Source organism: Rhodopseudomonas palustris, assembly GCF_003031265.1.
GTDB lineage: Bacteria > Pseudomonadota > Alphaproteobacteria > Rhizobiales > Xanthobacteraceae > Rhodopseudomonas > Rhodopseudomonas palustris_H.
In genome coordinates, this window is the sequence record NZ_CP019966.1 from 3441203 (window position 1) to 3455604 (window position 14402).

Here is a 14402-nt window from a genome sequence, read left to right on the forward strand (position 1 = left end):
GGCGCGATCAGATAATACCTCCAGCCGCGCTGTCGGCGACCTTGAACACACGTTAAAGTTGCGCAACACTGCCGCTCGCGGGGGCGGATGTGGGCGAGCGTAGCAGCGATCAGGGGACGACCGTCCTCACCGAAGCGCAGCGAGTGGATTGGCTGCGGCTGATCCGGGCCGACAATGTCGGCCCTCGCACCTTCCGCTCGCTAATCAATCATTTCGGCTCGGCGCGCACTGCGCTGGAGCGGCTTCCTGAACTCGCCAGGCGCGGTGGCGCCGCGCGCGCGGGCCGGATTCCATCCGAGGACGAGGCACGGCGCGAGATTGAGGCCGGAAGGCGGATCGGCGTCGAGCTGGTCGCGCCGGGCGAGCCCGGCTACCCGCCGCGCCTCACCACAATCGACGACGCGCCGCCGCTGCTCGGCGTTCATGCCCTGCCCGATGCGCTCGCCGTGATGGCGCGGCCGATGATCGCGATCGTCGGCTCTCGCAATGCCTCCGGCGCCGGCCTGAAATTCGCCGCGCAGCTCGCCGCCGATCTCGGCGCGAGCGGCTTCGTGGTGATCTCCGGGCTCGCCCGCGGCATCGATCAGGCGTCGCATCGGACGAGCCTGGCCAGCGGCACCGTCGCGGTCCTCGCCGGCGGTCACGATAAGATCTATCCGGCCGAGCACGAGGATCTGCTGCTCGATATCATCCAGGCACGCGGCGCGGCGATCTCCGAGATGCCGCTCGGCCACGTCCCGCGCGGCAAGGATTTTCCCCGCCGCAACCGGCTGATTTCCGGCGCGGCCGTCGGCGTCGCGGTAATCGAGGCCGCCTATCGCTCAGGCTCGCTGATCACCGCTCGGCGCGCCGCAGATCAAGGCCGCGAGGTGTTCGCCGTCCCCGGCTCCCCGCTCGACCCGCGCGCTGCCGGCACCAACGACCTGATCAAGCAAGGCGCGACGCTGATCACCTCGGCCGCCGACATCGTCGCGGCCGTCGCATCAATCCTGGAGCGGCCGCTGGAGATGCCCGGCCGCGAGCCGGAGCACGCTCCGCCCACCGGCGAGCCCGACGCCGGAGACCGTACCCGCATCCTGTCGCTGCTCGGCCCAAGTCCTGTGGGGATCGACGACCTGATCCGATTGAGCGGCATCGCACCGGCGGCGGTGCGCACCGTCCTGCTGGAGCTCGAACTCGCCGGAAGGCTAGAGCGCCATGGCGGCGGGCTGGTGTCGCTGAGCTGAGGCAAACGCCTTCCAAAAAAGCCAACGGCCCGAAGCGGTGAGCCTCGAGCCATTGTCCAGGAGCGGACGTACATCCGGCCCGCTCCGACGTTCGAATCGTGAACTGGTTCGGTTAATTAGACGTAAACTGCAACCGCCTCGTGACAGCGTCGGCATTGGCCGACGCTGTACTGCCGAACGGCCCCCACAGAACCTCACCTAAGATCTGAGACCAGACTGAAGACCCCCGCCGGATCAGCAGGATCAGGGAACTTGTTCACTCGGTGCTGGAATTGCGCCGCCGGCGAACGATCGCCCGGGCCTCCATCCGCGCCATGTCGAGCAGGTAACAGAGAGTGTCGAGGCGATGCGCCTGGGCGACCTGAATCAGTTGACCTGTCGCTTCTGACAGGTATTGGGCTGCTTCCACGGGGCCGCCGTCGCCGGGACGGGTGTAACGGGAGCTCTTCTTGCTGTCGGACGGCGGTGACATTGGGGCACCATTCCTGGCGGAATCGATCCACTCCAAAATAGATGGATGAAGAGCGATATACACGCATAGGTTGTGCATCTCTAGGTTTATGTTTTGTGAATTTCAGGCCCAGGTGGTCGGAAGATGTGGCGTCCTGCCCGAGCGGCGATTTGACAGCGCCCCTGTCACCACCCATGTTCCGGGCAATCTGGCCGGCGCGAGTCTCGCAGACCGGCCTTTTTCTCTTCATCTGATGCTTGGAATGCGATGAACCTCGTCATTGTCGAGTCGCCCGCGAAGGCCAAGACGATCAACAAATATCTCGGCTCGTCCTACGAGGTTCTGGCCTCGTTCGGGCACGTGCGCGACTTGCCGGCGAAGAACGGATCGGTCGACCCGGACGCCGACTTCCAAATGATCTGGGAAGTCGACCCGAAAGCCGCGAGCCGGCTCAACGACATCGCCAAAGCTCTGAAGAGTGCGGACAAGCTGATCCTCGCCACCGACCCTGATCGCGAGGGTGAGGCGATCTCCTGGCACGTGCTGGAGGTGATGAAGCAGAAGCGTGCGCTCAAGGACCAACAGGTCGAGCGCGTCGTGTTCAACGCCATCACCAAGCAGTCGGTCACCGACGCGATGAAGCACCCACGCCAGATCGACGGCGCTCTGGTCGACGCCTACATGGCGCGCCGGGCGCTCGACTATCTGGTCGGCTTTACCCTCTCCCCCGTGCTGTGGCGCAAGCTGCCGGGCGCGCGGTCCGCCGGCCGTGTGCAGTCGGTGGCGCTGCGCCTGGTGTGCGACCGCGAAACGGAAATCGAGAAGTTCGTCCCCCGCGAGTACTGGTCGCTGATCGCCACCCTGGCGACGCCGCGCGGCGAGACCTTCGAGGCCCGCCTGGTCGGCGCCGACGGCAGGAAGATCCAGCGGCTCGACATCGGCACGGGCGCCGAGGCCGAAGACTTCAAGAAGGCAATCGAGGCGGCGAACTTCCGGGTCGCCACCGTCGAAGCCAAGCCGGCGCGCCGCAACCCCTACGCGCCGTTCACCACCTCGACGCTGCAGCAGGAAGCCAGCCGCAAGCTCGGCTTCCCGCCGGCCCACACCATGCGGGTGGCGCAGCGGCTGTACGAAGGTGTCGATATCGGCGGCGAGACCGTCGGACTCATTACTTATATGCGTACCGACGGTGTGCAGATCGATCCGTCCGCCATCACCCAGGCGCGCAAGGTGATCGCCGAGGATTTCGGCAGCGCCTATGTGCCGGAAGCGCCGCGCCAATACACCGCCAAGGCCAAGAACGCACAGGAAGCCCACGAAGCGATCCGCCCAACCGACCTGTCGCGCCGGCCGTCCGACGTCAGCCGCAACCTCGATTCCGACCAGGCCCGGTTGTACGAACTGATCTGGATCCGCACCGTCGCCAGCCAGATGGAGTCCGCCGAGCTGGAGCGCACCACCGTCGACATCGAGGCGAAAGCCGGGTCGCGCTTGCTGGAGCTGCGCGCCACCGGCCAGGTGGTGAAGTTCGATGGCTTCCTCGCCGCCTATCAGGAAGGCCGCGACGACGATTCCGAGGACGAGGATTCCCGCCGCCTCCCCGCGATGACCGAGAACGAGGCGCTGAAGCGCGAGACCCTCGCCGTCACGCAGCATTTCACCGAACCGCCGCCGCGGTTTTCCGAAGCCTCGCTGGTGAAGCGGATGGAAGAGCTCGGAATCGGCCGGCCCTCGACCTATGCCTCCATTCTGCAGGTACTGAAGGATCGCGGCTACGTCCGGCTGGAAAAGAAGCGGCTACATGGCGAGGACAAGGGCCGCGTCGTGGTCGCGTTCCTGGAGAGCTTCTTCACCCGCTACGTCGAATACGACTTCACCGCCGGGCTCGAAGAAGACCTCGACCGCATCTCCAATAATGAAGTGTCCTGGAAACAGGTGCTGAGCGACTTCTGGCGCGACTTCATCGGCGCGGTCGACGAGATCAAGGACCTGCGCGTCGCCCAGGTGCTCGACGTGCTCGACGAGATGCTCGGCCCGCACATCTATCCGGCGCGCGAGGACGGCGGCGATCCGCGGCAGTGCCCGAGCTGCGGCACCGGCAAGCTCAATCTGAAAGCCGGCAAATTCGGCGCCTTCGTCGGTTGCTCGAACTATCCGGAATGCCGCTACACCCGGCCGCTCGCTTCCGACAGCGCCGGGGATGCCGATCGTGTGCTCGGCACCGATCCCGACAGCGGCCTCGAGGTCGCGGTGAAGTCCGGCCGGTTCGGCCCCTACATCCAGCTCGGCGAGGCCAAGGACTACGCCGAGGGCGAAAAGCCGAAGCGGGCCGGCATCCCGAAGGGCACCTCGCCGTCCGACGTCGATCTCGAAATGGCGCTGAAGCTGCTCGCGTTGCCACGCGAAGTCGGCAAGCACCCGGAGACCGGCCAGCCGATCAAGGCCGGCATCGGCCGGTTCGGGCCCTATGTGCAGCACGAAAAGACCTACGCCAGCCTCGAGGCCGGCGACGATGTGCACACCATCGGCCTCAATCGCGCGGTGACGCTGATCGCCGAGAAAATCGCCAAGGGCCCGAGCAAGCGGCGGTTCGGCTCCGATCCCGGCAAGGCGCTCGGCGATCATCCGAGCCTCGGTGCCGTCGCTGTGAAGAAGGGCCGCTACGGTGCGTACGTCACCGCCGGCGGCGTCAACGCGACGATCCCTTCCGACAAAACCGAAGACACCATCACCCTGCCCGAAGCGATCGCGCTGCTCGACGAGCGCGCCGCCAAGGGCGGCGGCAAGGCCAAGAAGGCGCCGGCCAAGAAAGCCGCGGCCAAAAAGGCCGATGCCGACGGTGAAGCCAAGCCCGCGAAAAAGGCGGCTGCCAAGAAGGCCAAGCCGAAAGCTGAAGGCGCCGCCGCCAGCAAGGCGCGCGCGCCTGTCGCCGCAAAGACAGCAGCGAAGAAGGCCGCCGAGCCTAAAGACGCGGCCAAGGGTAGCGCCGCCAAGAACGGATAGATGTGAGCAAGCCGCGCGACGCGAAGTTTCCGGACAAGGCCACTCTCCTCGCCTTCATCCGTGCCCACCCCGGCAAGGTCGGGACCCGGGAGATCGCGCGCGAATACGGCCTGAAGAATGCCGATCGCGCCGAGCTGAAGCGCATGCTGCGCGAGCTCGCCGACGGCGGCAGTATTCGCAAGAGCGGCCGCCGCAAGGTGTCGGAGCCCGCCACGCTGCCACCGACCCTGCTCGCCGATATCGTCTCGCGCGACGCCGACGGCGAACTGATCGCCACCCCGTCCGAATGGGACGAGCAGGACGGCGACGCGCCGAAGATCCGCATCCATACGCCGCGCCGGATCAAGCCCGGCACCGCAGCAGGCGTTGGTGATCGCGCGCTGTTGCATGTCGAGACCGCCGATCCGCGCGAGGCCGGCCCCGCTTATGTCGGCCGTGTCATCCGTGTCCTCGAGCGCGGCAAGGCCCGTATCCTCGGCATCTTCCGCGCGCTGCCGCAAGGTGGCGGCCGGATGGTGCCGGTCGACAAGAAGCAGGCCGGCCGCGAACTCAACATCGCGGCGCACGATGCCGGCGGCGCGCAGGATGGCGATCTCGTCAGCGTCGACCTGATCCGCACCCGCGGCTATGGCCTCGCCTCAGGCCGCGTCAAGGAACGGCTCGGTTCGCTGGCCAGCGAAAAGGCGATCAGCCTGATCGCGATCCACACCCACGATATCCCGCAGGAATTCTCTACCTCCGCGATCCGCGAGTCCGAAGCCGCGGAGCCGGCGACGCTGAAGGGCCGCGAAGACTGGCGCGATCTGCCACTGGTGACGATCGATCCGCCCGACGCCAAGGACCACGACGACGCCGTCCACGCCGAGCCTGATCCGGATCCGAACAACAAAGGCGGCGTCATCCTGCATGTCGCGATCGCCGACGTCGCTTACTACGTGCGCCCCGGCTCGGCACTCGACCGCGACGCGCTGCGCCGCGGCAATTCGGTGTACTTTCCCGACCGCGTCGTGCCGATGCTGCCGGAGCGGATCTCCAACGATCTGTGTTCGCTGAAGCCGGGCGACGCGCGCGGCGCTCTTGCCGTCCGCATGGTGATCGACGCGCAGGGGCACAAGCGCTCGCATTCGTTCCACCGCGTGCTGATGCGCTCGGCGGCAAAGCTGAGCTACGCACAGGCCCAGGCCGCGATCGACGGCAAGCCCGACGACATCACCGGCCCGCTGCTCGAAACCATCCTGAAGCCGCTTTACGAAGCCTACGCGGTGGTGAAGCGCGGCCGTGACGAGCGCGATCCGCTCGACCTCGATCTGCCCGAGCGCAAGATCATCCTGAAGCCGGACGGCACTGTCGACCGCGTCATCGTGCCGGAGCGGCTCGACGCGCACCGGCTGATCGAGGAGTTCATGATCCTCGCCAACGTCGCAGCCGCCGAGATGTTGGAGAAGAAGGCGCTGCCGCTGATCTACCGGGTTCACGATGAGCCCAGCGTCGAGAAGGTCCACAACCTCGTCGACTTCCTGAAGACGCTCGATCTGTCGTTCGCCAAGCAAGGTGCGCTGCGGCCGGCGCAGTTCAACCGCATTCTGGCGATGGTCAAAGGCGAGGATTCCGAGCCGCTGGTCAACGAGGTGGTGCTGCGGTCGCAGGCGCAAGCCGAGTATGCCGCCGAGAATTATGGCCACTTCGGCCTCAATCTGCGTCGCTACGCACACTTCACCTCGCCGATCCGCCGCTACGCCGATCTCGTGGTGCATCGCGCGCTGATCCGCGCGCTCGATCTCGGCGACGGCGCGCTGCCGCCGAGCGAGACCACCGAGACGCTGGCGGAAGTCGCCGCGCAGATCTCGCTTACCGAGCGGCGCGCGATGAAGGCCGAGCGCGAGACGGTCGACCGGCTGATCGCGCATCATCTCGCCGACCGGATCGGCGCCACGTTCCAGGGCCGCGTCTCCGGCGTCACCAAGGCCGGCCTGTTCGTCAAGCTGAGCGACACCGGCGCTGACGGGCTAATCCCGATCCGCTCGCTCGGCGACGAGTATTACAACTACGACGAAACCCGCCATGCGCTCATCGGCTCGCGCAGCGGGGCCATGCACCGGCTGGGGGATGTGGTCGACGTCAAGCTGGTGGAAGCTGCACCGGTGGCCGGCGCGCTGCGGTTCGAGCTGGTGAGCAACGCCAGCGTCGAATTCACGCACCGCAAGACTGCACGCAAGACCAAGGGGAAGAGCAAGGCCAAGCTGAAAACCGAGAACGGCAAGACGGCGCGCGCCAAGCCCGGACGGGTGAAGCCGCGAAAAACCGCCAAGCCGAAACAAAAAACCAAGTCCGGGAGAGGAAAACGCTGATGAGCACGCTGACCCGCGAGCCGATCGTCTGGCCTCCGCAATCCGCCCCGTCGCAGCAGCGCAACGTCTGGCAGGCGATGTGGCGTGGCTTCCGCGGCCGCTGCCCGAACTGCGGCGAAGGCCGGATGTTTCGCGCGTTCCTCAAGACCGCTGACAGCTGCACACAGTGCGGCCAGGACTTCACCGGCCACCGTGCCGACGACCTTCCCGCTTATCTTGTAATCGTCATCGTCGGCCACATCGTGGTGCCGATCGCGCTGTCGATCGAGACGCATTACGCGCCGCCGGTGGAATTGCAGCTGGCGATCTACCTGCCTTTCACCCTGCTGGCTTCGCTGCTATTGCTGCAGCCGGTCAAAGGCGCCGTGGTCGGATTGCAATGGGCATTCCGGATGCACGGCTTCGACGAGACCAACCCGGACCACTGACGGCGCGATTCCCACGCGGCGGCACAACGACGAACAACAACACCAACAAGAAACGACAACGGGAGCGATATGACCGAATCCGCGACACAGACCGAACCGAAGGTCGAGCAGGATCACCAGGAAGCCAGCCACCACCCCTATTTCCGCCCCAAGGACGCCGCGACGCTGATCCTGGTGGACCGCAGCGGCTCGACGCCGAAGGTGCTGGTCGGCAAGCGCCACGACAACGTCGTGTTCATGCCCGGCAAGTTCGTGTTTCCCGGCGGCCGCGTCGACAAAAGCGACGTCCGGGTCCCGGTCGCAGCGCCGATCCCGCCGGAGCTCGAAGCCAATCTGCTGAAAGGCAGCCCGAAGACCACGCCGTCCCGCGCCCGCGCGCTGGCGATCGCGGCGATCCGCGAAGCCTGCGAAGAGACCGGGCTGTGCCTCGGCTGCAAGACTGAAACCAAAGCGAAGCTGGACGGTCCGTGGCAGCCTTTCGCCGAAGCCGGCCTGCTGCCCGATCCGTCCGGCCTGTTTCTGATCGCGCGCGCGATCACTCCGCCCGGCCGCATCAAGCGGTTCGACACCCGCTTCTTCACCGCCGATGCTTCGGCAATCGCACACCGCGTCGAGGGCGTGGTGCATGCGGATGCCGAGCTGGTCGAGCTGGTGTGGGTCGAGCTCGGCTCCAAGCCGCTCGCCGATCTGCATCCGATGACCAAGAACGTGCTCGGCGAACTCGATCGCCGGCTTGCCACCGGTCCGCTGCGCCACGACGCCGCGCTGCCGTTCTTCCACTTCTACGGCGGCAAGATGCAGAAGGACATGCTACCGGGCGGCTGAGCGCCCGGCCTGCATCTCACCAGCACACTCGAACTAACGGCGCGACCACCGTGCCGTTAGTTCCAGCAGCAAGGCGATCGCCGCCAGCGCGCCGCCGTAGAGGCTCACTACCGTCCAGCCCCCGTGCGCCCAGGCGAAGGCCGCGCCGGCCGAGCCGATCGATCCGCCGATGAACATCCCGGTCATGAACACGGTGTTGAGCCGGTTTCGCGCTTCCGGCACCAGCGCGTAGACGATGTGCTGGTTGGAAATCAGCGCGCCCTGCAGGCCGAAATCCATCACCACCACGCCGATCAGCAGTCCGGCGATGCTGCCCCACAGCCCGAACAACATCCACGCCACCAAAACCAGCGCGGCGCCGAGCGCGATCACCGGGCCCGGCCCGCTTCTATCCGCGATCCGGCCGGAGATCGGCGCCGCGAATACCCCGACGACGCCGACGAGGCCGAACAGGCCCGCGGCCTCGGCCCCAAGCCCGAACTTCGGCTCCTGCAGATGCAGCGCCAGCACCGTCCAGAACACGCTGAAGGACGCGAACAGCGCCGCCTGCACCGCGGTCCCTCGCCGCAGATCCGGCTGCTGACGCCATAACGAAGCCAGCGACTTCAGAGCCGCTCCATAGCTGATGTCGAGGTGACCGTGATGGCGCGGCAGCAGCCACGCCATCAGCGCCGCAGTACCGAGCGCCGCCGGCACCGCCAGCCAGAACATCTCCCGCCAGCCGAGGTGACCGGCCACAAATCCTGCCACCGTCCGGCTGAGCAGGATGCCGCACAACAGCCCGGCCATCACCAGGCCGATGGTCTTGCCGCGGCGCTCCGGCGCCGCCAACGCCGCGGCAAACGGCACAACCTGCTGCGCCACCGACGCGCAGGCGCCGAGCGCCAGCGACGCGGCGATGATCAGCCAGGCTGACGGCGCCAACGCCACCAGCGCGGCCGCGACCGCCAGGAGCACGAACTGCCCGGTGATCAGCCGCCGGCGGTCGGTCAGGTCGCCGAGCGGCACCAGCAGGAACAGCCCGACCGCATAACCGAGCTGGGTGGCGGTCGGAATCATCCCGGTGAGCGCGGGGTTGCCGAGGTCGCGCTCGATCACCCCCAGCATCGGCTGGTTGTAATAGATGTTGGAGACGCTGATGCCCGCGGCAGCGGCCATTGCCAACGTCAGCCCCGCGCTCATCGCCGGACCCGGCAGCGCTGCCCCGCAGGATCCCGGCTTCGGTGGAGGTTCGGGTTGAGAATTCTCCGCAATGCGCAGGGCCGGCTCACTGACGCTCATCTGGGGCCTTTCGTGACAGAATCGGGGTCGAGGTTCCGAAGATGGGTCGCAGCGCTCCGAAATCGAGGGCGGCCGTAGGAAGATCTGCGATGCGCGGAACGCTGTCTTGTCGGATTTGCCCGGCTTTTGGCCGCTTTGGGTGCGAATTTCAGGGCTTGGAGGCGATTTCGTCGATCCCGGTCGCCTATCCCTGCAGAGAACCTTGACTTTCGGGCAGCCGTGGCTAGTTTGCCGGCCAAACGCGGGTCCTGACGTTCGACCTCGCCTGTTTATTCCGAAATTCGAGGTTTGAGATCATGGCCAAGGCGGTCACCATCAAGATCAAGCTCGTGTCGACGGCCGACACCGGGTTCTATTACGTGACGAAGAAGAACTCGCGCACCATGACCGACAAGATGGTCAAGAAGAAGTACGACCCGGTCGCGCGCAAGCACGTCGAGTTCAAGGAAGCCAAGATCAAGTAAGCCGCTTCGGCCTGCTGACGGCATTCCTTCCGCGGGGCCTTCGGGCCCCGTTTCTATTTGCTGCCTGCTCCAGCAGGGATGAGGCTGCGGTTGAACTCCACGTGGAGCGGCCGGTCTCAGGCTGCGTGTTCGGTTTTGTAAGGCCGAACCAGAAGGTCGGCGGGAATTTTCCAGGCGTTCGCGATCTTGCGGATCATCTCGACGGTGAGTGCGCGACGACGCGACAGCACCTCGGACGCTCGCGACCGCGAGCCGAGAAGTTCGGCCAACTCAGTCTGCGTATGTCCGAGTTCGTCGATGGCGTATTGCAGTACATCGACCGGGTCCTGTTCTTCGCCAATCGCGATCGGCCACCTTTTTGCTTCATAAAGCTCGACCAGCGCCAACAGGACATCGAGCCTATCGCCCTCTTCCGATCCTTCCGGCGCCCCCCAGCAAGCTTCGATCGCGGCCAGTGCGGCGCGGTGATCCTCGTCAGTCCGGATCGGGCGAAGGTCCACAGCGATCTCCTCAGAATTGCGACACGGTCAACGCATCGATCCGATCGTATTCGGCGTGCGTCCCGATGAACTTCACAAACGCGATCTGACGACGGAAATCGAAGGCGGCCACCAATCGAAAATTGCCGCCAGCGATCTCGAATCTGACGCGCTCACGATTGAGCACTTTGGCCTTGGGCGCGGCCTTCTGAACGTCGTCGGTTGAGGTCCAGCCTGCCGCCCTGATCAACGCGTACCAACGCTCGACAGATGGCTTGGCTTCCGGGTGTTTGCCCCAGAACTCGACCAGCACGTTGCGGGCGATCAGACGCATCCTCGTTAGTAGCACGTTCCCATTTTGGGAACAATGCCAGAGGCGGCATTACGCCGCCGCGGCGACCACGCGATTGCGGCCGTCGTGCTTGGCCCGGTACAGCGCGGTGTCGGCGCGTTTCAGCAGGTCGGGGATCGGCTCGCCCTTGCGCTCCAGCGTCGACAGCCCGATCGAAATCGTGACCTCGATCCGGCGCGCGCCCTTCTCGACTGCAAACGGCTCGCCAGCGATGGCGCGGCGCAGCCGCTCGGCCACCATTTGGGCGACGTGCAGATCGGTCTCCGGCATCACGATCACGAATTCCTCGCCGCCGTAGCGGCAAGCGAGATCGATGCCGCGGATCGACTTCTTGATCCGCAGCGCGAACTCGCGCAGCACGTCGTCGCCGGCATCGTGGCCATAGCTGTCGTTGATCGACTTGAAGAAGTCGATGTCGAGGATCATAAGCGCCAGCGGCTTGCCGCGTGCGCCCGCCTGCTCGGCGAGCGTCGCCAGATGGCTCTCCATGTAGCGCCGATTGTGCAGCCCGGTGAGACCGTCGGTGATCGCCATTTCGATCGAATGCTGCACATTGTCGCGCAGATGATCGGTGTAGCGGCGGCGGCGGATCTGGGTCCGCGCCCGCGCCATCAATTCGTTCTTGTCGACCGGCCGCAGCAGATAGTCGTTCACGCCGATCTCGAGCCCGCGCAGCAGCCGCGCATTGTTCTCGGCATCGGCGATCGCGAGGATCGGCACATGCCGGGTGCGCTCCAGCGAGCGCGCTTGGCTGCACAGCCGCAGCCCGTCGAAATTCTCCAGCCCCAGCGACACGATCAGCAGGTCGTAATTGCCGTCGGCGGCGTGGAACAGCGCCTCCGAAGGATTGGTCTCGACGTCGACGTCGTGCTCGGCGCTGAGCAGCGGCGCCAGCCGCTCGTAGGACGACGGCCGGTCGTCGACCAGCAGAATGCGGCCGCCTTTTCCCTGATCGGCGACGGCTTCGCGCTCCGGCGCCTGCATGCCGATTTCGAGCGAAGTGATCGCCCGCATCCGCAGCTCGTCGGTCATCATCTTCAGCCGGGTCAGCGACCGCACCCGTGCGATCAGCACGACGTCGGACACCGGCTTGGTGAGGAAATCATCGGCGCCCGCCTCGAGGCCGCGCACGCGATCGGCCGGGCTGTCGAGCGCCGTCACCATCACCACCGGGATGAAATGCGTCTTCGGATTTGACTTCAGCCGGCGACAGACTTCGAAGCCGTCCATGTCCGGCATCATCACATCGAGCAGCACGATGTCGCATTCGGCGCGCTGGCAGATCTCCAGCGCCTGAATGCCGTTCGATGCGGTGATGACGTCGAAATACTCGGCCGACAACCGGTCTTCGAGCAGCTTGACGTTCGCCGGGATGTCGTCGACCACCAAGATACGCGCTGACACGATACCACTCCTAGCCGATGAACCGCCGGACCGTCTCGATGAACTTGCCGACCGAGATCGGCTTCGACAAATAGGCTTCGCAGCCGCCTTCGCGGATTCGCTCCTCGTCGCCCTTCATCGCGAATGCGGTGACGGCTACCACCGGAATGTGACGGAGTTCGGCATCGTCCTTGATCCAGCGCGTGACTTCGAGCCCGGACACCTGCGGCAGTTGGATGTCCATCAGGATCAGATCGGGGCGCAGCTTGCGAACCAGGTCGAGCGCTTCATAACCGTTGCTCGTTCCCGCCGTCTGGTAGCCATGGGCCTCCAGCAAGTCGCGAAAGAGCTTCATATTGAGCTCGTTGTCTTCGACGATCAGGACGGTTTTCGCCATCCCGCCCCTCCACTACTCGCACTAAAATGCCCGGGCCGGCGGCCCGCGATCGTTCGACAAGCCGCAAGACTCGGGCATGATTGAATAAAATAGAGACGAGAAGTTACGGAAAGGCAAACACAACCGATGCGAAAGCGGCTTCAAGATCCTCGCCAAGCGGCTGAAATCGTGGCGATTCAGGCGCTATCCTTCATCGCGGGAGAGCCCGAGCGGCTCGGTCTGTTTCTCGCTGAGACCGGGATCGGCCCGGAGACTCTGCGCAGTTCCGCCGCCGATCCGCAGTTCCTGATCAGCGTGCTCAACTTCGTGCTGCGCGACGACGCCACCGCAAAAGCGTTCGCCGACTCGGTCCAGCTTCACCCCACCAACGTCGCTGCAGCCCTGCAGGTGCTGGAGGACAAGCCATGGGAGCGTGACACGCCGTGAGCGGCGACGACCCAGGCACACGGACTGCGCCCGGCTTCTGCCGGGATTGCCTCGCCGACCAGCGCGCCGAGGCGCGGCGCTGCACGGCCTGCGGGTCGCCGCGCCTGCTGCGGCACCAGTCGCTCGGAACTCTGTCGCTCGCTCATATCGACTGCGACGCGTTCTATGCGACGGTGGAGAAGCGCGACAATCCGGAGCTTGCCGACAAGCCGGTGATCGTCGGCGGCGGCAACCGCGGCGTGGTCTCGGCGGCCTGCTACATCGCCCGTACCTTTGGGGTGCGCTCGGCGATGCCGATGTTCAAGGCGCTGGCGCTGTGCCCCTCGGCGTCGGTGGTGCGGCCCGACATGGCGAAGTATGTCCGGGTCGGCCGCGAGGTGCGGCAAGCGATGCGGGCGCTGACGCCGCTGGTCGAGCCGCTGTCGATCGACGAGGCGTTCCTCGACCTGGCCGGCACCGAGCGGATGCACGGCATGATCCCCGCCAAGGTGCTGGCGAAGTTCGCCCGCGAGGTCGAGCGCGACATCGGCGTCACCGTCTCGGTCGGGCTGTCGTGTAACAAGTTCCTCGCCAAGATCGCGTCCGATCTCGACAAGCCGCGTGGCTTCGCCGCGCTCGATCAGGACGAAGCCCGCGAGATGTTGGCGCCGCGGCCGGTCGGCTTCATCTTCGGGGTCGGCCCGGCCACCGCGTCGCGGCTGGCAAGTCGCGGCTTCCGCACCATCGCCGATCTGCAGCGCGCCGATGAGATCGAGCTGATGCGGCAGTTCGGCGACGAAGGTCGGCGGTTGTGGAGGCTGGCGCGCGGCATCGATGACCGCAAGGTGGTGCCTGATCGCGGCGCCAAATCGATTTCCAACGAGACCACCTTCGAGGACGACATCCGCGACCTTGCGACGCTGGAGAAGATCCTGTGGCGGCTGTCGGAGAAGGTGTCGTCGCGGCTGAAAAGCGCCGCCCTCTCCGGCTCGACCATTACTTTGAAACTAAAGACCGCCGATTTCCGCCAGCGCACCCGTGCCCAGACCATCCACGCGCCGACCCAAATGGCCAACCGGATCTTCTCGGTGTCGCGCGAGATGCTAAGCAAGGAAGTCGACGGCACCGCGTTCCGGCTGATCGGCACCGGCGTCAGCGCGCTGACCGAGCAGACCGGCCCGGCGGAGGACGACATGCTCGACCGCCGCTCCGCCCACGCCGAACGCGCGATCGACGACCTGCGCAAGAAGTTCGGCGACGCCGCGGTGATCCGCGGCATCGCATTCGATCGGGTGCAGAAGCCGCAGGGATGACGGAGATCAGCCCGAAGGCGCGCGATTGCGAGAGCAGCGAAGCCATC

14 protein-coding genes are annotated in these 14402 nt (G+C 65.9%); 8 read left to right on the top strand and 6 right to left on the bottom strand.

Going from position 1 to position 14402, the window contains the following annotated elements:
• Positions 1–89 precede the first annotated feature (89 nt).
• Positions 90–1226 (top strand): DNA-processing protein DprA, encoded by a 1137-nt coding sequence (dprA, locus tag RPPS3_RS16055; protein WP_107344979.1) that lies wholly within the window; start codon positions 90–92, stop codon positions 1224–1226.
• A gap of 256 nt (positions 1227–1482) precedes the next feature.
• On the opposite strand, the gene RPPS3_RS16060 is transcribed toward dprA, so the two are convergent.
• The gene (locus tag RPPS3_RS16060; protein ID WP_107344980.1) at positions 1483–1698 is read right to left on the bottom strand and encodes a hypothetical protein; all 216 of its coding nucleotides are present in this window, start codon (positions 1696–1698) and stop codon (positions 1483–1485) included.
• A 246-nt stretch (positions 1699–1944) separates the two neighbouring features.
• Here RPPS3_RS16060 and topA point away from each other — a divergent pair, with 246 nt between their 5' ends.
• The 4 genes from topA to RPPS3_RS16080 all read left to right on the top strand — a co-directional run bounded on the left by topA (position 1945) and on the right by RPPS3_RS16080 (position 8281).
• The gene (gene topA, locus RPPS3_RS16065) at positions 1945–4680 is read left to right on the top strand and encodes a type I DNA topoisomerase (protein ID WP_107344981.1); all 2736 of its coding nucleotides are present in this window, start codon (positions 1945–1947) and stop codon (positions 4678–4680) included.
• Positions 4681–4682: 2 nt separating this feature from the next.
• A complete protein-coding gene (gene rnr / locus RPPS3_RS16070; protein WP_107344982.1) occupies positions 4683–7028 on the top strand; it encodes a ribonuclease R in 2346 nt (781 codons plus the stop codon).
• Positions 7028–7456, top strand: coding sequence for a DUF983 domain-containing protein (locus RPPS3_RS16075; protein ID WP_107344983.1), 429 nt, complete (start codon positions 7028–7030; stop codon positions 7454–7456). Before rnr ends, RPPS3_RS16075 begins: the two co-directional genes overlap by 1 nt.
• 69 nt (positions 7457–7525) lie before the next feature.
• Entirely contained in the window at positions 7526–8281 is a 756-nt protein-coding gene (locus tag RPPS3_RS16080) for an NUDIX hydrolase (protein ID WP_107344984.1), read from the top strand.
• Positions 8282–8314: 33 nt separating this feature from the next.
• Here the strand turns inward: RPPS3_RS16080 and RPPS3_RS16085 are convergent, their stop codons facing one another.
• The gene (locus RPPS3_RS16085; protein ID WP_107344985.1) at positions 8315–9562 is read right to left on the bottom strand and encodes an MFS transporter; all 1248 of its coding nucleotides are present in this window, start codon (positions 9560–9562) and stop codon (positions 8315–8317) included.
• A 296-nt stretch (positions 9563–9858) separates the two neighbouring features.
• Here RPPS3_RS16085 and rpmG point away from each other — a divergent pair, with 296 nt between their 5' ends.
• On the top strand, positions 9859–10026 hold the full coding sequence (gene rpmG, locus RPPS3_RS16090; protein ID WP_011158674.1) for a 50S ribosomal protein L33: 168 nt from the start codon (positions 9859–9861) through the stop codon (positions 10024–10026).
• A 116-nt stretch (positions 10027–10142) separates the two neighbouring features.
• Here rpmG and RPPS3_RS16095 read toward each other — a convergent pair whose 3' ends face one another.
• From RPPS3_RS16095 to RPPS3_RS16110, 4 genes are read right to left on the bottom strand one after another with little or no spacing between them, the layout of a single operon-like run.
• A complete protein-coding gene (locus tag RPPS3_RS16095; protein ID WP_107344986.1) occupies positions 10143–10526 on the bottom strand; it encodes a helix-turn-helix domain-containing protein in 384 nt (127 codons plus the stop codon).
• 10 nt (positions 10527–10536) lie between these two features.
• Positions 10537–10839, bottom strand: coding sequence for a type II toxin-antitoxin system HigB family toxin (locus tag RPPS3_RS16100; protein WP_199852147.1), 303 nt, complete (start codon positions 10837–10839; stop codon positions 10537–10539).
• Positions 10840–10887: 48 nt separating this feature from the next.
• Positions 10888–12261, bottom strand: coding sequence for a PleD family two-component system response regulator (locus RPPS3_RS16105; RefSeq protein WP_107344988.1), 1374 nt, complete (start codon positions 12259–12261; stop codon positions 10888–10890).
• 10 nt (positions 12262–12271) lie between these two features.
• The gene (locus RPPS3_RS16110) at positions 12272–12637 is read right to left on the bottom strand and encodes a response regulator (RefSeq protein ID WP_011158678.1); all 366 of its coding nucleotides are present in this window, start codon (positions 12635–12637) and stop codon (positions 12272–12274) included.
• Positions 12638–12763: 126 nt separating this feature from the next.
• Between RPPS3_RS16110 and RPPS3_RS16115 the strand changes: the two genes are divergently transcribed.
• Positions 12764–13063: a DUF3572 domain-containing protein gene (locus RPPS3_RS16115; RefSeq protein WP_107344989.1), complete on the top strand. Its 300-nt coding sequence runs from the start codon at positions 12764–12766 to the stop codon at positions 13061–13063.
• Positions 13060–14355, top strand: coding sequence for a DNA polymerase IV (locus RPPS3_RS16120; protein WP_107344990.1), 1296 nt, complete (start codon positions 13060–13062; stop codon positions 14353–14355). Before RPPS3_RS16115 ends, RPPS3_RS16120 begins: the two co-directional genes overlap by 4 nt.
• Positions 14356–14402 lie beyond the last annotated feature (47 nt).